A 20,075-nucleotide genomic window follows, 5' to 3' on the forward strand; every position below is an offset into this window, starting at 1 on the left:
ACGGTCGCCGATCCGTGGTCGCGCTGAGGTGGCGCCTTCACCTGTCGGAGGGGACCTCGTGAAGCGCAGCCGTCGCCATCTGCTCGCAGGACTGGCGGTCGGTGCCCTGGTGGTATCGACCGGTCTCGTCGGAATCCACTTCGCCGGCGCCGAGGTGCCGACTCCCGTCGCCGCGACCGGCGACGGGGAGATGCCGGGCGCGCTCGGCGCCCACCTGGAACGGCTGCGCCGGGCCGTGCCGGGCAGCGACGGCATGTCGCCGGACGGGCCCGGCAACGCCGCGCAGCAGGAGTTCCTGGAGCGCGCGTACCCGGCCGACACGATCAGCATCGCCCAGATCGACCGGTCCAAGTCGGCGTACGCCGCCGCCGAGCGCCGCGCCGGGGGCAGCCGGGCGTGGACCAACATCGGGCCCAGCGAGGCCCTCTACCCGTTCACCGAGTTCCGCAACGCCGGCAACTACGTGCCGAACGCGTACGTGGCCGGTGGCCGGGTCACCTCCATCGACATCGCCCCGGACTGCTCCGCGCTGCTCTGCCGGGCGTACGTCACGCCGGCCGGCGGTGGCGTCTGGGGCACCCTGAACATCCTCGCGGCCGAACCGAAGTGGTTCTACCTCGGCGGGCCGCTCGGCATCAACGCCGCCGGCTCGGTCAAGATCGACCGCAACGACAAGACCGGGCTGACCATCTACGTCGGCACCGGCGAGGCGAACACCTGCGCCTCCGGCTGCGTCGCGGGCGTCGGCCTCTACAGGTCGACCAACGGCGGCGTCACCTGGAAGGGCCCGCTGGGCAAGGATGCCCTCGCCGGCAAGGGCATCGGCGAGATCACCGTCAAGCCGGGCGACCCGAAGACGCTCTACGTCGCCACCACCACCGCCCTGCGCGGCATGTCCGGCTCCTGCTGCACGGGCGTCACCCGGCCCGTGCCCGACGCCGAGAAGTGGGGCCTCTACAAGTCCACCGACGGCGGCGCGAACTGGCGGTTCATCCACAACGGCTCGGCCGACGCGACCCAGTGCACGGGCAGCGCCGCCGAATACAACAACACCGCCGCCTGCTCGCCGCGCGGCGTGCGCTACGTCAAGCTCGACCCGCGCGACGCCGACGTCGTCTACGCCTCCTCGTACGCCCGGGGGGTGTGGCGCTCCACGGACGCCGGCGCCACCTGGGCGCAGATCAAGCCCTCGCTGAACCCGGCGGTCTTCCAGACCCGCGCCGCGATCGACGTGACCGCCCTGCCGAACGGCAAGACCCGCATGTACGTCTACGAGGGCAACATCGGCAACCCGTACTCGCGGCTGTTCCGCAGCGACGACGTGGCCGGCGGCACCCCCGCGTTCGCCGACCTGAGCAGCGCCAACCCGGCCGACCCGGGCTACGCCACCTACAACCAGTGCACCGGCCAGTGCTGGTACGACGTCTTCGTGCACACCCCGGCCGGGCACCCGGACATCGTCTACACCGGCGGCTCGTACGTCTACGGCGAGACCGTCGCCCACAAGCGGGCCGTGGTGCTCTCCACCGACGCCGGCGTCAGCGGCACCGACATGACCTACGACGGCACCGACGAGCTGCACCCCAACGGCCTGCACCCCGACCAGCACGCGCTGGTCACCAACCCGCGCAACCCGTACCAGTTCTTCGAGGCCAACGACGGTGGCGTGATGCGCTCCAGCGGGCAGTTCGTGGACCGGTCGGCATGGTGCGACAACCCGGACCGGAACCTGGCCACGCAGGCGCAGAAGGACCGCTGCCGGCAGATGCTGTCGCGGATCCCGTCGAAGCTCGACGGCATCAACACGGGCATGAACACGTTGCAGTTCATCGGTCTCTCGGCCAGCCCGCACGACCACCGGCTGTTGCAGGGTGGCACGCAGGACAACGGCACCTGGGAGAACAAGGGCGAGCGCCGCCGTTGGGTCAACACGATGATCGGTGACGGCGGCGCGTCCGGCTTCGACGTCGGCCGGCCGGAGTTCCGCTTCCACACCTTCTACGACGCCTCGCCGGAGGTGAACTTCGCCGGCGGCGACACGGGCAGCTGGATCTCCATCTCGGACCCGGTCTTCGGGCAGCCGGGCACCCTGTTCTACGCCCCGGTGATCAGCGACCCGAAGGTCAGCGGCACGATGTTCGTCGGCACCTCGCGCACCGTCTACCGGACGAAGACGTTCGGGCTGGGCGACCGGAGCCTGGCCGAGGCGGACCGGATCTGCAACACCTGGACGGGCACCTTCGAGGCGCAGTGCGGCGACTTCGCCCCGCTGGGCACGGTCAACCTGATCGACGCCGCGTGGGGCGACCGGGCCGGCGGCGCCGTCTCGGTGGTGCAGCGGGTCGCCACCGACTCGTCCACGGCGTACGCGGCCACCAGCACCGGCCGGGTCTTCGTGTCCCGCAACGTCGACGCCGAGCCGGCGTCGGCGGTCACCTGGACGCGGATCGACACCGCCGCCACGCCGAACCGCTTCGTCACCAGCGTCCACGTCGACCCGGCCGACCCGGCGCGGGCGTGGGTCTCCTACAGCGGCTTCAACTCGAACACCCCGGCCACCCTCGGGCACGCGTTCGAGGTGCGGCTGGCCGGCACGGGCGCGACCTGGGCCGACCGGTCGTACGACTTCGGCGACCAGCCGATCACCGACCTGGTCCGCGACGACGTCACCGGCGACCTGTACGCGGCCACCGACTTCGGCGTGCTGCGGCTGGCCAGGGGCAGCACCACCTGGGTGAAGGCGGCCCGGGGCATGCCGAACGTGGAGGTCGCCGGGCTCACCGTCGTGCCGGGCGAGCGGGTGCTCTACGCCGCCTCGCACGGCCTCGGCGCCTGGCAGCTCGCGCTCTGAGGCAGGCGATCATCGGCGACGACACGCTGCGGGGCCGCGCGCGCGGCCCCGCAGCGCTGCCCGGGGCGGCCGGCCGTGCCTGGCGCACCCTCGGCGCGGCCTTCGTCCTGCTCGTCTTCGTCCCGCCGTTGCTGCTGCTGGTCTCCGGCTCGCTCACCGAGCCGGGTCTGCCGCCGCCGCCCACCCCCCGGCTGGTGCCGGAGCCGGTCTCCACCGTCGGCTACCAGCAGGCCGTCGAGCTGGGCGGGCTGCTGCGCGCCTCGCTCAACTCGGTAGTGGTCGCGGTCGTCGCCGTGCCGCTGAGCGTGCTCGTCGCCTCCCTGGCGGGCTTCGCGCTGACCCGCCTCGCCCCGCGCGTCACCGGCGTCGTCGTGGCGGCCTCCCTGCTCGCGCTGATGGTGCCGGCCACGGCGCTGCTCGTGCCCCGCTTCGCGATCTTCCGGATGCTCGGGCTGACCGACACCCTTGTGCCGCTGGTCGCCCCGGCGCTGCTGGGCACCTCGCCGCTCTACGTCCTGGTCTACCACCTGGCGTTCCGGGCGCTGCCGGCCGAGCTCTACGACGCCTGCCTGGTGGCGGACCTCTCGCCGCTGCGCACCTGGTGGCGGGTGGCCCTGCCGCTGGTACGCCCGGTCACCGCCGGCCTCACCGCGCTGACCTTCGTGCTCACCTGGTCGAACTTCCTCGACCCGCTGGTCTACGTCTACGACCGCGACCTGTTCACCCTGCCGCTGGCGCTGCGTTCCCTGTCGGTGCTGGACCCGACGAACTTCCCGGTGTTCCTGGCCGGCGCGGTGCTGGCCACGGCGCCGGCGCTGGCCGTCTTCGTGCTCGCCCAGCGGCGCTTCCTCCACCACGACGACCCGACGGGACGAGACTGACCATGCGACCGACCATGCGACCGAAGGCGCTGCTCGCGCTGCTGCTCACCGCCGTGCTGGCCGCCACCGGGTGCGGCGCCGGCTCCGGGTCGTCCGCCGACGGGCCGGTGCGGCTGCTGGTCTTCGGCGCCCCCGAGGAACTCGCCGCCTACCGCACCCTCGTCGAGGCGTACGAGAAGGCCCGTCCCGGCGCCGACGTGCAGCTCGTCGAGGCCAGCGACCGCAAGGACCTGCTGGCCCGGCTCGCCACCTCGGTGGCCGGCGGCGCCCCGCCGGACGCGTTCCTGATGAACTACCGCTTCTACGGCCAGTTCGCCGCCAAGGACGTCATCGAGCCGCTGGACGACCGGCTGGCCGCCTCCGAGGCCGTGGACCCGGCCGACTACTACCCGGTGGCCTGGAACGCCTTCCGGTGGCAGGGTCGGCAGCTCTGTCTGCCGCAGAACGTCTCCAGCCTGGCCGTCTACTACAACCGCACCCTGTTCGCCAAGCACGGCGTGCCCGAGCCGAGGGCCGGCTGGACCTGGAACGACCTGGTCGCCACCGCGACCGCGATGACCCGCGACTCCCGGGGCGCGGTGGTCAGGGCCACCGAGAGCGAGGGCGCGGCGCTGCGCCCGGCGGTGCACGGCCTCGGCGTGGAGCCGTCGATCATCCGGCTCGCCCCGTTCGTCTGGTCCAACGGCGGCCAGCTCGTCGACGACCCGACGAAGCCGACCCGGCTGACCCTGGACGGTCCCGCCGCCCGGGAGGCGCTGAAGAACCTCGTCGACCTGCGGCTGGCGTACGGGGTGGTGCCCACCGACGAGGAGGTGGAGGCCGAGGACGACGAGTCGCGCTTCGCCAACGGCCGGCTCGCCATGCTGATGAGTTCCCGCCGCTCCACCACCACGTTCCGCTCGATCACCGGCTTCGAGTGGGACGTCGCGCCGCTGCCCGTCTACAAGGAGCAGGTCGGGGTGCTGCACTCCGACGCGTACTGCATGACCCGGGGCGCGAAGCACAAGGACGCCGCGTGGCGGTTCCTGGAGTTCGCCATCGCCGAGGAGGGGCAGCGGATCATCGCGGCCACCGGGCGTACCGTCCCGTCGCACGTCGGGGTGTCGAAGTCCCCGGCGTTCCTCGGCCCGGCCCAGCCGCCGCGCAGCGCGAAGGTCTTCCTCGACGCGATCCCCACCGTCCGGGCGCTGCCGACCGTCTCCACCTGGCCGGAGATCGAGGACGTCACCTACGGCATCCTGGAGAACGCCATGCACCGGGGCGACCGGCTCGACGACGTGATCCGCGACCTCGACCGGCAGACCCGGCCGATCTTCGCCCGCGGGGAGCACGGGTGAGCGATCCGGGCCTCGCCCTGGCCGGCGTCTCGGCCGCGTACCGGGGGGCGACCGTGCTGCACGAGGTGGACCTGGCCGTCGCCCGGGGCGAGCTGCTGGTGGTGCTCGGCCCGTCGGGGGCCGGCAAGTCGACGGTGCTGCGGGTCGTCGCCGGCCTGGAGCCGGTCACCGCCGGCCGCGTCCGCATCGCCGGCCGCGACGTCACCGCCGAGCGTCCGGGCCGGCGCAACGTGTCGATGGTGTTCCAGTCGTACGCCCTCTTCCCGCACCTGAGCGTCGCCGAGAACATCGCGTTCGGCCTCCAGGTGCGCGACACGCCCCGCGCGGCGGCCCGGGAGCGGGCCCGGGCGGCGGCCGAGACCGTCGGCTGCGCCGCCCTGCTGGAACGTCGGCCCGGGCAGCTCTCCGGCGGCGAGCGGCAGCGGGTGGCGCTGGCCCGGGCGCTGGTGCGCGAGCCGGCCGTGTTCCTGCTCGACGAGCCGCTGTCCAACCTCGACCAGGCGCTGCGGGTGCAGATGCGCGCCGAGCTGCGGGCCCTGCACGACCGGCTCGGCGCGACGATGGTGCACGTCACCCACGACCAGACCGAGGCGCTGGTGCTCGCCGACCGGATCGCCGTGCTGCGCGACGGGCGCATCGAGCAGGTCGGCACCCCCGACGAGATCTGGCGCACCCCGGCCACCACCTTCGTCGCCCGGTTCGTCGGCTCCCCGGCGATGAACCTGCTGCCCGCCTCCGGGCCGCTCGCGCCCACCGGTCCCCCGACCGTCGACGCGGCCGGCGTTGGCGAGCTGGAGATCGGGTTCCGGCCCGAGGCCGTCGACCTGGCCGCGACCGAGGGGACGCCGGCCACCGTCGAGCGGGTCGAGGTGGTCGGTGAGGACGCGTACGCGTACCTGAGCCTCGCCGGCGGGCACCGGATCGTCGCCCGGGTGCCCGCCGCCCGCCGCCCCACCCGGGACACGCCGGTACGCGTCGGGGTGCGCTGGGCCGACGTGCACGTCTTCCACGCCGGCTCCGGGCGCCGGTACGCCCCGTGACGAGCCCCGACCGCCGTACGCGCCGGCAGTTGGCGCTGATGCTGACGCCGTACCTGCTCGGGCTGGTCGGGTTGGTGCTGCTGCCCGCCGCCGTCACCCTGGCGCTGGCCTTCACCGAGTACGACCTGCTGCGCCCGCCCCGCTGGGTGGGGCTGGACAACGTGGCGGCGCTGCTGGACGACCCGGTGTTCCGGGTGTCGCTGACCAACTCGCTGGTCTTCGCGCTGGTGGCCGTACCGCTGCGGGTGCTCTTCGCCCTCGGCCTGGCGCTGCTGCTGCACCGCCGGACGCTCGGCGTCGGCAGCGCCCGCACCGCGGCGGTGCTGCCGACCGCGGTGCCGGAGATCGCCTACGGGCTGCTCTGGCTCTGGCTGCTCAACCCCCTGTACGGCCCGATCAACCAGGTGCTGCGCACCGGCGGCGAGAACGGCCTGACCGCGCTGGGCCGCACCCCGCCGCAGTGGCTCACCGACCCGACCGACGCCCGCGCGGCGATCATCGGCATGAGCCTGTTCACCGTCGGGGAGACCTTCGTGGTGCTGCTGGCGGCCCGGCGTGCGCTGCCGCGCGACGTCTACGAGATGGCGGCCATCGAGGACGCCACCGGCTGGGACGTGTTCCGCCGGATCACGCTGCCGCTGATGGCGCCCGTGCTGGGGCTGCTGGCGGTGCGTGACGCCATCCAGAGCCTGCACTTCTCCTTCGTGCCGGCCCTCGTGGTCACCGACGGCGGCCCGCCCCCGTACGCCACCACCTACCTGTCGCTGTTCGTCTACCGCACCGGCTTCGAGTACCTGCGCTACGGCTACGCCGCCGCCGCGACGCTGGTGATGATCCTGCTGACCGTGGCGGCGGTGCTGGTGCAGTGGCGGCTGATCCGCCGCTACCGGGCGTTCTACCGGCTCTGAGCACCCCGACAAATGCCGGGCGCCGGCCCCGGGGACCGTGGCATGATCGCGCACTGCGCCGACCCGGGTGGGGCGCGCGAAAAGGACGGCATGGAGTTCGACGTACGCCGCATCGGCCCCGAGTCGACCGCCGAGGCGGCCGACGTGCTCGCCGACGCCTTCGACGGGTACCCCTGGATGGCCTGGACGGTGGCCGCCGACCGGCACCGCGAGCGGCTGGCGGCGATGTTCGCCGGCACCGTCGCCGCCGTCGGGCTGCCCTACGGCGACGTCTGGGCGGCGGTGGACCCCGCCGGCCGGCTGGCGGCGGTGGCGGTCTGGCTGCCCCCGGACCGGCCGGTGCCGGACGACGTCTGGGCCGGCGTCGCGGCCCGCAACGCCGAGCTGGCCGGTGACCGGTATCCGGCGCTGCGCGCCGCCGAGGCGGCCTGCGCCGCGCTGCGCCCGGCCGAGCCGGCGACGCTGCTCGCCACCGTCGGCGTGCGCCGGGTCGACCAGGGCCGGGGGCTGGGCGCCCGGGTGCTGCGGCCGGGACTGGCCGAGGCCGACCGGGCCGGCCTGCCGGCGGTGCTGGAGACCTCGTCGGAGCCGAACGTGCGCTTCTACCGGCGGCTCGGATTCACGGTCACCGGCCAGGCACGGGTGCCCGACGGCGGGCCCGACGTCTGGGCGATGCGGCGGCCGGGGGCCGGCGAGCGGGTGTAGGGACCGCCGGCCCGGGTAGCCGCCGGGGATGGAGCTGGTGGAGGAGTCGCCGTACCGCTTCCGGATCGACCGGCACGACCCGATGCGGGTGCCGGGCGTGGTCTTCGCGTCCCGGTCCCTGCTGCCCGACGCCGGGGAGGACAAGGCGCTGGAGCAGGTCGCGAACGTCGCCACGCTGCCCGGCATCGTCGACGCCTCGTACGCCATGCCGGACGTGCACTGGGGCTACGGGTTCCCGATCGGCGGCGTGGCCGCCACCGACGTCGCGCACGGCGGGGTGGTCTCGCCCGGCGGGGTGGGCTTCGACATCTCCTGCGGCGTCCGGCTGCTGGCCGCCGACCTGGACCGCGACGGGCTGGGGCCCCGGCTGGACGCGCTGATGGACGGCCTCGGCGAAGCCACCCCGCGCGGCATGGGCAAGGGCGCGGTGTGGCACCTGTCGACGCGCGCGGAGCTTGACGCGGTGCTGCGCGGCGGCTCCCGGTACGCGCTCGAGCGCGGCTTCGGCGTCGAGCGGGACCTGGCGCGCTGCGAGGACAACGGCGCGGTCGACGACGCCGATCCGGCGCAGGTCAGCGAGCGGGCGATCGAACGGGGCGCGCGGCAGGTCGGCAGCCTCGGCTCCGGCAACCACTTCCTGGAGGTGCAGGCCGTCGAGGAGGTCTACGACGACGCGGCCGCGACCGCCTTCGGGCTGCACCCCGGCCAGCTCTGCGTCATGATCCACTGCGGGTCGCGGGGGCTGGGCCACCAGATCTGCACCGACCACGTGCGCACGATGGAGAAGGTGATGCCCCGGTACGGCATCCACGTGCCGGACCGACAGCTCGCCTGCGCCCCGGTCTCCTCCCACGAGGGCCGCGCCTACCTGGGCGCGATGGCCGCCGCCGCCAACTACGCCCGCGCCAACAGGCAACTGCTGGCCGACGCCGCCCGCAAGGTCTTCGCCCGGGTGACCGGCAGCCGACTCGACCTGGTCTACGACATCTCGCACAACCTCGCCAAGATCGAGACCCACGACGTCGACGGCGGGCGGCGCGCGTTGTGCGTGCACCGCAAGGGCGCCACCCGCGCGTTGCCGCCGGGCCACGACGACCTGCCCGACGACCTGCGCGACGTGGGCCAGCCGGTGCTGATCCCCGGCTCGATGGGCACCGGCTCGTACGTGCTCACCGGCGTGCCGGGGGCACCCGCCTTCGCCTCCACCTGCCACGGCGCGGGGCGGGTGCAGAGCCGCAAGCAGGCCGTGAAGGCCGAGCGGGGCCTCGACCCGCGTGCCCAGTTGGCGGCGCAGGACATCGCGGTGCGCGGCGCGTCCCGCCGTGGCCTGGCCGAGGAGATGCCGGCGGCGTACAAGGACGTGGCGGCGGTGGTGGCCGCCGCCGAGGGCGCCGGGCTGTGCCGGCGGGTGGCCCGGCTGGTGCCGCTCGGCGTGGTGAAGGGCTGAGCCGGACGGCTCACACGTCCAGCGTCACCGCGCAGGACCAGCCCTCGCCGTCGGGGCCGAAGCGCAGCCCGTGCAGGGCGACGGCCTTCGGCACCGCGCCGACCAGCTCGACGGCGTCGGTGTCGACCGTGCGCCAGCACACCACCAGGCCGCCGGCGCCGGCGTCGGCCACGTCGGTGTGCAGCGGCAGCTCACCCGCCGTCTCCATCCGGAAGATCACCTCGTCGAGTACGGCCACCAGCACGTCCGCGTCGTCGCCGGCCGGCGCGCGGAACTCCCGTGACGGGCCCGGGGCCGCCCCGGCGGGGTCGACGAACGTGTCGACCAGCGCGGCGACCGCCTCGGCGACGCACTCCGGCCGGCTCGGCGCCCACGCCTCGATGCGGACGTCGGCGGTGTGCGGCAGGCGGCGGTGCCCCCGCCCGGCTGGTCGCGGCATGCCCCGATCCTCCGGCACGCCGTGCGACGGCGGGCCCGGTTCCGATCCTCCGGCCACCGTGTGCGGCGGCGGGTTCAGTTCAGGCCGAGCCGGGCGATGGGCTCGACGAGTTCCCGTTCCTCGTAGGCGAGGTGGGACAGCAGCGTGTCGCTCAGCAGGTCGACCGCCGCGCGCAGCTCCGCCATCCCGTCCGAGACGGAGACGAACGCGACCAGCGCCCGGTCGACGCGTTCGAGGACGTCGTGGATCGCGTGGTGCTCCTGCTCCAGCCGGTCCAGCACCGGGGCGAGGCGGTCGTCGCCGCGGCGCAGGTGCGGGAAGACGCCCCGGTCCTCCAGCGTGTGGTGGGTGGTGACCACCCGGCAGTACGACTCGCAGTAGGTGCCCAGCGTCCACTTGTTCTGCCGGATCGTCATCGTGTTGATGTGCGAGCGGGCCGTGCCCGCGTCGACCAGTCCGGCACCCACCTGCTCGACCAGGTCGTACAGCCGGGTCAGTTCGGCGCGCAGCCCGTCGTGCACGTCGATGAGGTGCTGGGCGCTGGCCTGGTCGTGCGCGGTGTAGGTGCGCGCCGGGTCGGGCGCGGGGCCGGTGGGGCGCGTGCTCTCGTCCCAGACCCGGATCGCGCTGCGGCGTACGCCGTCGTCGGGCGTCGGGACGACGGCGAAGGCGCCCGCGCCGACCGGCGGGCGCCGGTCGGCTGGCGGCGGCGCCGGAACCGGGGTCTGCGGGGTGGGCGCGGTGCCCGCCGCGCGTTCGCCGGCCACCAGCTCGCGGACGGCGGGGGCCACCTCGGCGGCGAAGCGCCGCAGGTCCTCGGGGTCGTCGCTGCCCAGGATGAACGTGCTGATCCCGTCGCTGAGCGCGAGGTCGGCCAGCTCCTCGGCCCACTGTTCGGCGGGCCCGTCCAGCGGTCCCCGGCCGACGGGGGCGAAGCGGCCGGTGATGTTGAGCAGGCGGCGCACGTCGCCGGGCGAGCGGCCCGCCTCCTGGGCGGCGTCGTCGATGATCGTGTTGCCCCGGCCCAGGTCGCCGGGTTGCAGGTAGCTCAGCGACGGCAGCCACCCGTCGGCCCGGCGCCCGGTCAACGCCAGCATCCGCGGCTTGTACGCGCCGAGCCAGATGCCCACGTCGTGGGCGGGTGCCGGGCCCCGCTTCGCGCCGAGCACCCGGTGGAACTCGCCGTCTACGCGGACCCCGCCGCGCGCCTCGACGTCCCAGACCTGGCGGATGACCTCGATCGCCTCCGCCAGGGCCCGCACCCCCTGCCCGGGGGTGAGCCGTCGCCCGCCCATCGCCTCGATGGCCTCCCAGAACGCGCCGGCGCCCAGGCCGAGTTCCACCCGGCCGCCGCTGAGCAGGTCGAGACTCGCCACGCTGCGGGCGAGGACGGCCGGCGGGCGCAGCGGCAGGTTCGTCACGTTGGCGGCCAGCCGCACCGTGTCGGTCCGGGCCGCCACGAAGCTCATCAGCGTCCACGTGTCGAGGAACGCGGGCTGGTACGGGTGGTCCTGGAAGGTGACCAGGTCGAACCCGACCTGTTCGGCCAGCATGGCGAGGCCCACCACCCGGGCGGGCTCGGCGTTGCCGGGGGTCAGGAACGCCCCGAAGGCCAGCGGATGACCGTAGTCGCTCATGTCGGCACTCCTTCCGACCCGCAGCCTCTCACGCGGGGCGGGGCCGGCTCCGCGCTGTCCGGCGAAACCGGGGGCCACCGTCGCGGCGGTCCCCGTCGTACGGTCGGCGGATGCGGATCACGAAGTTCACCCACTCCTGCGTCCGACTGGAGCACGACGGCGGCGTGCTGGTCATCGATCCCGGCACCTGGAGCGAGCCGCGCGCCCTCGCCGGCGCGGACGCCGTGCTGGTCACCCACGAGCACACCGACCACGTCGACGTGCTCCGGTTGGCGGGGCTCGGCGTGCCGGTCTTCGCGCCGGAGGGCGCCGCGCTGCCCGACCTGGCGCCGCTGCCCGTGACCAGGGTCGCCGCCGGCCAGCGGTTCATCGCCGCCGGGCTGACCGTGACCGCGCTCGGCGGCCGGCACGCCACCATCCACGGCGGTCAGCCCGACTGCCCCAACCTGGGCTACCTCGTCGGCGACGCCGTCTACCACCCGGGCGACTCGCTGCACCGGCCCGGGCAGCCGGTCGAGACGCTGCTGGTCCCGGCCCAGGCCTCCTGGCTGAAGCTCACCGAGGCGATCGCCTTCGCCAACGCCGTCGGGGCCGAGCGGGTCTTCCCGATCCACGACGCCCAGCTCAACGCACGCGGCCTGAGCAGCGTGAACGGGTGGTTCGCCGAGACGGTGACCGGCTACCGGCACCTGGCGCCGGGGGAGTCCGCCTGACCGCCGACGCCCCTCGCCGCAGCTCTGCCGCCACCGGGCGTGTCGCCGGCGCGCCAACTGCTATACGGTCGCGGGGTGAGGGTAGAAGAACACTGGTGGAACGGTGACACGTCGCAGCGCGGGCGTCGGGATGTCTACATCCGTACCGACGGGCAGCGATGGGACGTGCAGGTGCGCATCGGCGGCGAATCCGGCCGCTCCCGGGTGCAGGAGTGCCCGGGCAGGACATCGGCGGTCATTCTCGCCGGCGCGTGGCGCGGCAACCACCCCGCCTGGCGCGAGGTGACCGACTGACGGTCACCGCCGGTATGCGGCGGTGACGGCCGGCCACGGCCGGCGTTGACCCGGCTGCTCCCTCCGACGTTGGTTACGCTCAGGTCACCGACGGCCCGGGGGGAGCAGCGTGCACAACGAGACCTTTCCGGCGGTGATGCCCGCCGCGTTCATCGGTCACGGCACTCCCATGAACGCGCTGGAGCTCAACCGCTACACGCAGGCGTGGCGTGCCTTCGGGCGGGCGGTCCCGCGGCCCCGGGCGATCCTCGTGGTGTCCGCCCACTGGTACATCGGCGCCACCGCCGTCACCGCGATGCCCAGGCCGAGGACGATCCACGACTTCTACGGCTTCCCGCAGGAGTTGTTCGACGTCAGCTACCCGGCACCCGGCCTGCCGGAGCTGGCCGAGGAGATCAGCGACGTCGTGCACCCCACCTGGGTCGGGGCGGACGTCGACTCGTGGGGGATCGACCACGGCACCTGGTCCGTGCTCACCCACGCGTTCCCCGACGCGGACGTTCCGGTCGTGCAGTTGAGCATCAACGCGTTCAAGGGCCCGGACTTCCACCTCGACCTGGGCGCGAGGCTCGCCCCGCTGCGCGAGCGCGGGGTGCTCGTCGTGGCCAGCGGCAACGTGGTGCACAACCTGCGGGGCGTGGATCCGCGCATGGTCGACGAGGGCTTCGACTGGGCCCGGCGTTTCGACGAGGCGGCGAAGGACGTCATGCTCGGCGAGCCGACCGGGGCGGCGGCGCTGGCCGCCCACCGCGACTTCGACCGGGCCGTGCCGACGCCGGACCACTTCATCCCGCTGCTCTACCTCGCGGGCCTCGCCGGCGCGGCCGGTCACGGCGCGGAGGTGCTGGTGGACGGGTACGCGTACGGGTCGCTGTCGATGACCGCCTACACGGTCGGCCTGTCGTGCCGCACCGACGCCCCGCTGGCCGGCGCACCCGCCCTGCCGACCGACGTGCCGGTCGACTCGTCGAACATCTGACGGCCGCCCGGCTCGCTCGTGGCGGCCGGGGCCAGCCGGCTCTGCGCACGGTCCGCCCGGCTGGCCCCTCGTCTCCTCGACCCCGGTACGGGCCACGACGGCGGGCCGGCCTGGGCGAGCGGTGGTGCCGTCAGCGGCCCTTGACGACCTCGACGAGCTGGTCCAGCGCGGCGCTCCAGCCCTCGACGAAGCCCATCTCCTCGTGCGACTTCCTCGCCGAGGCGTCGGCGTGGATCGCCGTGGCGGTGTACCTCGTGCCGTCGCCGGCGGGCTCGATCCGGATGACCGCGGTGAACGGGAAGTCGTCGCCGGCGGCCCGGGGGCGGAACCCGGGACCCAGCCCCGACGTGAAGATCAGCGTCGAGTTCTCCTCGACGAGCAGGACGCAGCCGGTGTTCGGGAACTCCTCGCCCTCCGGGGAGCGCATCACGGTGTGGAACCTGCCGCCGGGCTGAAGGTCGATCTCGCAGGACGAGGTCGACCAGGGGCGCGGGGCGAACCACCGCACGACCAGCTCGGGGGTGGTCCAGGCCTTCCAGACCAGCTCGGGCGCGACGTCGACGGTGCGCTCCAGCACCAGGTCGAGGTCCGGGTGCACGCTCGGGTAGGCGGTCATGTCTGCTGCTCCTTCAGGTCGTGGAGAACCGAGTCGAGTTGGTCGAGACGTCGCGACCACATCGCGCGCTGACCGGCGAGCCAGGAGTCGACGTGCGCGAGCGGCTCGGGAGCGAGCCGGTAGGTCCGTACCCGGCCCTTCTTCTCCGAGGTCACCAGGCCGGAGCGCTCCAGGACGCCCAGGTGCTGGGTGAACGACGGCAGTGCCATGTCGAACGGACGGGCGAGCTCGCTGGTCGTCGCGGGCCCCCGGCCGAGCAGCTCGACGACCCGGCGGCGCGTCGGGTCCGACAGCGCGTGGAACACGCCGTCCAGTGCCGTGGCGCCGCCCTCCGCATCGCCCGATCGCTTAGGCATGCACCTAAGTATTGCCGTGCCCGTCACTGAGGTCAAGCCCTGAGTGACATCGCCGCCGCGGCACGTGCGGTCGCCTGGGCCGGCCGGCTGCCGGCGTTTCCCACCGGCGGGACGTGGGTCATGCTGATGCCATGACCGATGTCGGCGCCCCGGAACCGCTCATCCTCAACGTGTACTGCCGGCTCACGGTGGCCGTGACCGACCCGCAGGTGCTCACCGACCACGCGGTGGCCGACCTGCGGGCCGCGGACATCGACTGGTCGGCGGAGGAGGACGACCTCGAGACGGCGGTGGCGGACCTGCGCAACGACGTCGTGATGTCGCTGGCGTCCGTGGTGGACATCGGCCGCATGGTCGACGGGGTGCCGGGCGTGGCGGCCAAGGGCGGGCTGTGCTGGGCCGAGCCCGGCCCGCCCCGCGACCCCGTCTGGCGTGCCGAGTGACCGCCCCGCTCAGCCCGGCGCGTCGCTGCCCACCAGGCGGGCGTCGGCCGCCGCCTGGCCGTCGGCGTCCCCCGCCTCCTCGCAGACGTTCGCCGCGTCGGCCCAGCGCCGCCGGGCCTCGTCCGGATCGTCGAGAGCCGCCGCCGCGTCGCCCAGGTGCAGCAGCGTCCGCCCCAGCCCGGCCGTCGGCCGCCCGTCACGCAGCCGCAGGCTCTCCGCCAGCATCCCGTACGCCTGCCGGGCCTGGGTCGGCGTGGCGGCCAACAGCGCGGCACCCGCGTTGAGCAGCGCGGCGGCCCGGTTGGTCGGGTCGACGACGGTGTCGTACTCGCGCAGCGCCGCCCGCCACGACTGCGCCGCGTCGAGGTGCTCGCCGAGCCCGGCGTGCACCAGGACCAGGTTCGTCAGCGCCGCCGCGTAGCCCCGCGCGTCGCCGAGGGAGCGGAAGGCGTTCGCCGCCCGGACCAGGTGGCGGTGCGCGGCCTCCAGCTCACCCCGGGCCAGCCGGGCGGCGCCCAGCCCGAGGTCGGTCAACGCGTGCCCCGCCCGGTCCGCCGTGGCGCGGTGCCGCCGCGACAGCTCCAGGTGCTCCACCGCGTCGTCGAGCTGCCCCAGGTCCAGCAGCACCAGGCCGAGGTTCATCCGCGCCTGGGCGGTGCCGCGCCGGCCCCGCTCGGCCACGGCCAGGCTGAGTGCCGTCGCCGCCCCCTGCGGGTCGTGCCGGCGGCGGCGCAGCACCCCCAGCTCGTTGTGCGCCCAGCCGGCGATCTCCGGCCGGTCGTCGGCCGTGGGGGTGGCGAGCACGGTGCGGCACACCTGCGCCCACTCGTCGAGCCGCTCGGCGTGGGCGAGCCACCCGCACAGCGCCACGGCCAGCCGGAACCACCAGCGACGCACCCGGCGCGGCAGGGTCTCCGCCGCGCCCGCCGGCACCCGTACCACGGCCAGCAGCAGCTCCTGGTGCAGGTCGAACCAGCCGTACGGGTCGTCGTCCAGCGCCAGGGCCGGCGCCCGGTCCGGCGGGGTGCCGGCCACGGCCAGGCTCGCGGCGTGCCGCTCGGCCCGCCGGGCGAGGTGCCGGGTGAGTCGGGCCTGCGCGGCCACCCGCCGCCGCGCCGGCTCCGCGTCGCGCAGGTGCATCCGGGCGTACGGGGCCAGCAGCGGGCGCACCTCGTAGCGGTCGCCGGGCGCCCCCGTGACGAACCCGCCGGTGGCCAGCGCGTGCAGCAGGGCGGCCACCCGGTCCGGGCGCCGGCCGGCGAGCGCCGCGAGCGTCGGCCGGTCCAACGGCACCGGGCTGAGCGACATCAGCCGCCACAACCGGCGCGCCTCGGCACCCAGCGCGTGGTACGCGGTGTCCCGCGCGGTCACCAGCAGGGTCGCCGGGGAGGCGGTGACGTGCTGGTGCGGGGGCGTGTCGACGGCGCGACGCAGCGCGTCGAGCACGTCGCCGTGCCGCCACCCGTGCTGCGCCGTACGCCGACCGAGCTCGGCGAGCGTGCGGGGCTGCCGCCCGCAGAGTTCGACGAGGGCGCGTACCGCCGGGTCGGCGCGCGGGTCGGGTCGGTGCGGCCGGGCGACGGGCGCGGTGGCGCCCGCGGCGGCGAAGAGCTCGACGGCGTCCTCGGCGTCCGGTTCGGCGAGCCCGTGCGCCACCACCCCGTCCAGCGCGGCCAGCGCTCCCGTGCCCGCCAGCAGCAGGCGGCTCGTCCGCGCGGTCGGCGGCAGCAGCGGCCGGACCTGGGCCGGGTCGTCCACGTTGTCCAGCACCACGAGGACCGCCCGGCCGTCGAGTTGGCCGCTCAGCTCGTCGGCGGCGTCGGCGAGGTCGTCGGCACGTCCCGAGGCAGGCGGCCGGGTGCCGAGGATCCGGGCCAGCGCGGTCAGCACCTGCCGGGCGCCGTGCCGGCGGCCGCCCCGGCGCAGGTCCAGGTAGTACTGGCCGTCGGGGAAGTCCTCCCGGCACAGGTTGGCGGCCTGGATCGCGCAGGCCGACGTGCCGACGGCCCGCCGGCCGACCACCGCGACCGCGTGCTCCTTGCGCAGCAGGTCGATGATCGCGTCGACGTGCCCGGTCCGCCCGGTGAACCCGGCCGGCCACGGCAGGGTGGGCGCGCCGGTGGCCGGTGTCCCGCCGGTGTCGCCCGGCGTGGCGGCCTGCTGCCGTTGGCGGCGCCACTCCACGACGAACGCGGCGACCAGGCCCAGCACGATCACCCCGGCGCTGGCGGAGCCGAGCTGGGCGACGGAGAGCTCGGAGAGCAGGTTGCCGGTGACGTTGCCGAGCACCGCGCTGACCGTTCCGCCGACGACGCCGCCGACGGCGAGCAGCAGGCTCAGCCGGCGGGGCCGGCGTGGGTGGCGGGCCGGCCCCTGCCCCGTCACCGCACGCCCCCGGCGACCAGGCCGGCGACGAGCTGGCGGCGGGCCAGCACCACCAGCAGCACCGGCAGGATCGAGGCGATGACCGAACCGGCGGCGAGGGCGCCGCTGTTGGCCGCGAAGCCCCGGGTCTGCCCGGCGAGGAACAGCCCCAGCGGCAGCGCGCCCGGCCCGCTGAACAGCAGCCCCACCACCAGGTCGTTCCACACCTGCACGAACTCCAGCACCGCGACCGCCACCACGGCCGGGCGGTTGTGCCGGGCGAGCAACCGCAGGGTGCCCCACCAGTGCCGCCCGCCCACCCGGGCCGCGCGTACCTGCTCGGCGGGCAGGTCCGCGAACGCGTTACGCAGCACCAGCACCGCGAACGGCACGCCCAGCGCGACGTGCACCAGCGCCAGGCCGCGCGCCGTGCCCGAGGAGAGCGCCACGCCGAGCACCTCGTTGACCGGCCCGGCGATCACCTGCACCGGCACGATGCTGGCGGCCATCAGCAGCAGCCCGGTGGCCTGGGCGGGCGGCCCGGTCAGCCAGGCCAGCGGGTACGCGGCGAGCAACGCCACCCCCAGCACCACGGCGGTGACCACGGTCGCCAGCACCAGCGTGAAGCCGAGCGTGCCCCACAGCTCGGTGCCGGTCAGCAGGTCGCGGTAGGAGTCGAGGCTGGGCGGGCTCCACCACCAGCCCCGCGCCGCCGCGTCGACCGGGCCGTGCAGCGAGGTGGCGAGCAGCACCCCGAGCGGCACCAGCCAGGCGACCGCCGCGCCGGCCACCAGCAGCCGGGTCGTCCGGCGCGGCGCGGGCGCCGCCTCGGGCGCGACGGGCGCCGGGTCCCGGGGCGGCGGCCACGCCTGGCGTACGAACAGCGCCGCGACCAGCAGACCGGCGGCCACCGCGACCAGCCACACCACCCCGAGCGCGGCGCCCTCGCCGGTGGTGGCGCCGTTGGAGGTCTGCCAGACCCGCAACGCGAGCACCGACGCCTCGTCGCGTACCGAGCCGGGCGTCATCACCAGGATCAGGTCGAACGTCCTGGCGGTGCCGAGCGCCGCCAGGGTGAACACCACCGCCACCGTACGCAGCAGCAGCGGCCGCCACTGCGCGTCCCAGAGCACGTCACGGCGGTTGCCGCCGTAGGCGCGCACCGCGTCGGCGAGGCTGGGCGGCACCGCGTCGAGGGCGGCCCGGAACACCAGCACGGCCAGCCCGACCCACGCCCACACGAACGCCGACATCAGCGCCACCGTGACCAGGCCGGGGCCGAGCAGCTGCGGGGCGTCGGCCGCCGACCGGCCGGTCAGCGTCGCGGCGACCAGGGTGGCCAGCCCGCGCTCCGGATCCGGGTCGTACATCAGCCGGAAGGTGACCCCGGTGACCACCAGCGGCAGCGCGGTGGGCACCACGAGGATGAGGCGGACCAGCCCGCCCTCCTGCGAGCGGCGCGAGGCGGCGGCGAGCAGGTAGCCCAGCACGGTGACCACCGCCGGCACCAGCAGCGCCCAGAGCAGCGTGCGTCCCACCACGGCGCCGGTGCCGGGCGCGCCCAGCGCGGTGCGGAAGTGCTCCGCGCCCACCCACCGGCCGTCGGTGGTGACGCTGGCGTGCAGCGTACGCAGCACCGGCCACGCCACCAGCCCGCCGAGCAGCAGCAGGGCGGGCAGCAGCAGCGTCGAGGTGGCCCCCGCCGCCGGGTAGGCACGCCCGCGCCGGGGTGGCCCGACGTCGTCGAGGACCGCCGGCTCGCCGAGGACGCGGCTCACCGGCCGCCACCCGCCGAGCGGGCCGCCGCCGCCAGTTGCCCGGCAGCCCGGCGCGTCGCCCTGCCGGCCGCGACGCCGCCGGTGACGTCGGCGAAGAAGTCCTGCATGATCCGCCAGATGCCCACCCCGTCGGAGCCGGTGAACGGGCCGGGCAGCCGGTCGGAGAGATCGAAGCGCACCGTTTCGGCCTCACGTAGCTCGGCGGCGAGGCGGCGGCGGACGGGATCGCGGTAGTCCTCCAGCGGTACGGCCACGTTGGGGGAGAGGTAGCCGCCGGCGCGCAGCCACGGCTGGAACGCGGAGCCGTCGCTGAGCCAGCGCACCAGCTCGGCCCCGCGCGCCGAGCCGGCGAACGCCACGGCGGCGTCGCCGCCGACGATCAGCGGGCTGTCGGCCACCCGGGCGCCGGGGAAGCGGAAGGTGGCCGGCTGCTCCGTGCCCCGGCGGAACCGGCGGCTGACGTCGTCGACGAAGTCGGCCTCGAAGAGCATCGTCGCCCGCCGGTGGTACACCACCTGGATCACCGACTCCTCGTACTGGGTGAGCAGGGCCCGGCGCCCGCCGCCGGGGAACGCGCCGTCGATGCTCCACAGCTGGGCGAGCCGGTCCAGCGCCGTGTGCACCGACGGGCTGAGCCAGTCGGCCTCGCCACGCGCCAGCGCCTCGTAGTAGCCGGGCGGGGCCACGTCGGCGAGCACGTTCTCGAACCAGTCGGTGAGCACCCAGCCGTCGGCCGCGCCGACGGCCAGCGGAGCCGGGCCGTCGCCCGCCCGGGCCCGCGCGCCGAGCCGCCGGGTGAGCGTCACGAGCTGGTCCCAGGTGCGCGGGGGCGCGGGGAGCTCCGACGGGAAGTACCAGAAGAGGGACTTGTGGGCCGCCTTCACCCAGACGCCGTAGCGGCGCCCGTCGGCGGCGAGCAGGTCGGCCATGCCGGGCGGGAGGGCGTAGCTGGCGGCGGGGGTCAGCTCGCGCAGCCAGCCGCGCCGGGCGTACTCGATGACCAGCCCCGACCTGGGCAGGATCGCCACGTCGGGGCTGGTGCCGGCGAGCTGGCGGGCGCGCAGGAACGCGTCGATGTCGTTGCCGGCGCTGATCACCTGCACGCCGGCGCCGTAGCCGCCCAGGACCTCGCGGAAGCGGGCCAGTTCGCTGCCGCTCCAGACGACCGCGACCTGGACCGACGGCGGCGCGCCGGAGCAGCCCGCGACGGCGGTCGCGGTGGCCCCGGCGGCGGCCCGCAGCAGCGTACGGCGGCGCAGCCGCGCCGGCGGCACGATCCGCTCCATC

The 20,075-nt window shown here is 75.2% G+C and carries 18 protein-coding genes; 11 read left to right on the forward strand and 7 right to left on the reverse strand.

Annotated elements, in window-relative coordinates; genetic code table 11:
* The first annotated feature begins 58 nt into the window (after positions 1–58).
* From ACGFIG_RS26995 to ACGFIG_RS27025, 7 genes are all read left to right on the forward strand, one after another.
* On the forward strand, positions 59–2,851 hold the full coding sequence (locus ACGFIG_RS26995; RefSeq protein ID WP_393007525.1) for an exo-alpha-sialidase: 2,793 nt from the start codon (positions 59–61) through the stop codon (positions 2,849–2,851).
* Between the two features lie 26 nt (positions 2,852–2,877).
* A complete protein-coding gene (locus tag ACGFIG_RS27000) occupies positions 2,878–3,732 on the forward strand; it encodes a carbohydrate ABC transporter permease (RefSeq protein WP_393007956.1) in 855 nt (284 codons plus the stop codon).
* A 2-nt stretch (positions 3,733–3,734) separates the two neighbouring features.
* Positions 3,735–5,069: an ABC transporter substrate-binding protein gene (locus tag ACGFIG_RS27005; RefSeq protein ID WP_393007527.1), complete on the forward strand. Its 1,335-nt coding sequence runs from the start codon at positions 3,735–3,737 to the stop codon at positions 5,067–5,069.
* Complete coding sequence (locus ACGFIG_RS27010; protein ID WP_393007529.1) at positions 5,066–6,109, forward strand: ABC transporter ATP-binding protein; 1,044 nt, start codon at positions 5,066–5,068, stop codon at positions 6,107–6,109. Before ACGFIG_RS27005 ends, ACGFIG_RS27010 begins: the two co-directional genes overlap by 4 nt.
* A gap of 38 nt (positions 6,110–6,147) precedes the next feature.
* Positions 6,148–7,017, forward strand: coding sequence for a carbohydrate ABC transporter permease (locus ACGFIG_RS27015; protein WP_393007958.1), 870 nt, complete (start codon positions 6,148–6,150; stop codon positions 7,015–7,017).
* A 90-nt stretch (positions 7,018–7,107) separates the two neighbouring features.
* Positions 7,108–7,722 (forward strand): GNAT family N-acetyltransferase, encoded by a 615-nt coding sequence (locus ACGFIG_RS27020; RefSeq protein ID WP_393007960.1) that lies wholly within the window; start codon positions 7,108–7,110, stop codon positions 7,720–7,722.
* 28 nt (positions 7,723–7,750) lie between these two features.
* On the forward strand, positions 7,751–9,169 hold the full coding sequence (locus tag ACGFIG_RS27025) for an RtcB family protein (RefSeq protein WP_393007531.1): 1,419 nt from the start codon (positions 7,751–7,753) through the stop codon (positions 9,167–9,169).
* Positions 9,170–9,179: 10 nt separating this feature from the next.
* Here ACGFIG_RS27025 and ACGFIG_RS27030 read toward each other — a convergent pair whose 3' ends face one another.
* Positions 9,180–9,608: an archease gene (locus ACGFIG_RS27030; RefSeq protein ID WP_393007533.1), complete on the reverse strand. Its 429-nt coding sequence runs from the start codon at positions 9,606–9,608 to the stop codon at positions 9,180–9,182.
* 74 nt (positions 9,609–9,682) lie between these two features.
* Complete coding sequence (locus ACGFIG_RS27035; protein ID WP_393007535.1) at positions 9,683–11,245, reverse strand: LLM class flavin-dependent oxidoreductase; 1,563 nt, start codon at positions 11,243–11,245, stop codon at positions 9,683–9,685.
* Positions 11,246–11,355: 110 nt separating this feature from the next.
* Between ACGFIG_RS27035 and ACGFIG_RS27040 the strand changes: the two genes are divergently transcribed.
* From ACGFIG_RS27040 to ygiD, 3 genes are all read left to right on the forward strand, one after another.
* Complete coding sequence (locus tag ACGFIG_RS27040) at positions 11,356–11,958, forward strand: MBL fold metallo-hydrolase (protein WP_393007537.1); 603 nt, start codon at positions 11,356–11,358, stop codon at positions 11,956–11,958.
* A 75-nt stretch (positions 11,959–12,033) separates the two neighbouring features.
* Positions 12,034–12,252: a hypothetical protein gene (locus tag ACGFIG_RS27045; RefSeq protein ID WP_393007539.1), complete on the forward strand. Its 219-nt coding sequence runs from the start codon at positions 12,034–12,036 to the stop codon at positions 12,250–12,252.
* A 109-nt stretch (positions 12,253–12,361) separates the two neighbouring features.
* Positions 12,362–13,231: a 4,5-DOPA dioxygenase extradiol gene (gene ygiD / locus ACGFIG_RS27050; RefSeq protein ID WP_393007541.1), complete on the forward strand. Its 870-nt coding sequence runs from the start codon at positions 12,362–12,364 to the stop codon at positions 13,229–13,231.
* A gap of 130 nt (positions 13,232–13,361) precedes the next feature.
* Here the strand turns inward: ygiD and ACGFIG_RS27055 are convergent, their stop codons facing one another.
* Complete coding sequence (locus ACGFIG_RS27055) at positions 13,362–13,847, reverse strand: SRPBCC family protein (protein ID WP_393007543.1); 486 nt, start codon at positions 13,845–13,847, stop codon at positions 13,362–13,364.
* Complete coding sequence (locus tag ACGFIG_RS27060) at positions 13,844–14,203, reverse strand: ArsR/SmtB family transcription factor (protein ID WP_393007545.1); 360 nt, start codon at positions 14,201–14,203, stop codon at positions 13,844–13,846. The genes ACGFIG_RS27055 and ACGFIG_RS27060 overlap by 4 nt, the downstream gene beginning before the upstream one ends.
* Positions 14,204–14,334: 131 nt before the next feature.
* Between ACGFIG_RS27060 and ACGFIG_RS27065 the strand changes: the two genes are divergently transcribed.
* Positions 14,335–14,646 (forward strand): hypothetical protein, encoded by a 312-nt coding sequence (locus ACGFIG_RS27065; RefSeq protein ID WP_393007547.1) that lies wholly within the window; start codon positions 14,335–14,337, stop codon positions 14,644–14,646.
* Positions 14,647–14,655: 9 nt separating this feature from the next.
* Here the strand turns inward: ACGFIG_RS27065 and ACGFIG_RS27070 are convergent, their stop codons facing one another.
* The 3 genes from ACGFIG_RS27070 to ACGFIG_RS27080 are packed head-to-tail and all read right to left on the reverse strand — an operon-like array spanning position 14,656 to position 20,074.
* Positions 14,656–17,031: a hypothetical protein gene (locus ACGFIG_RS27070; RefSeq protein ID WP_393007549.1), complete on the reverse strand. Its 2,376-nt coding sequence runs from the start codon at positions 17,029–17,031 to the stop codon at positions 14,656–14,658.
* The gene (locus ACGFIG_RS27075) at positions 17,028–18,788 is read right to left on the reverse strand and encodes an ABC transporter permease subunit (protein WP_393007551.1); all 1,761 of its coding nucleotides are present in this window, start codon (positions 18,786–18,788) and stop codon (positions 17,028–17,030) included. The genes ACGFIG_RS27070 and ACGFIG_RS27075 overlap by 4 nt, the downstream gene beginning before the upstream one ends.
* Positions 18,785–20,074, reverse strand: coding sequence for an extracellular solute-binding protein (locus ACGFIG_RS27080; RefSeq protein WP_393007962.1), 1,290 nt, complete (start codon positions 20,072–20,074; stop codon positions 18,785–18,787). Before ACGFIG_RS27080 ends, ACGFIG_RS27075 begins: the two co-directional genes overlap by 4 nt.
* Between the last annotated feature and the right edge of the window lies 1 nt (position 20,075).

It is taken from the genome of Micromonospora sp. NPDC049048, from assembly GCF_043197615.1.
Taxonomy (GTDB): domain Bacteria; phylum Actinomycetota; class Actinomycetes; order Mycobacteriales; family Micromonosporaceae; genus Micromonospora.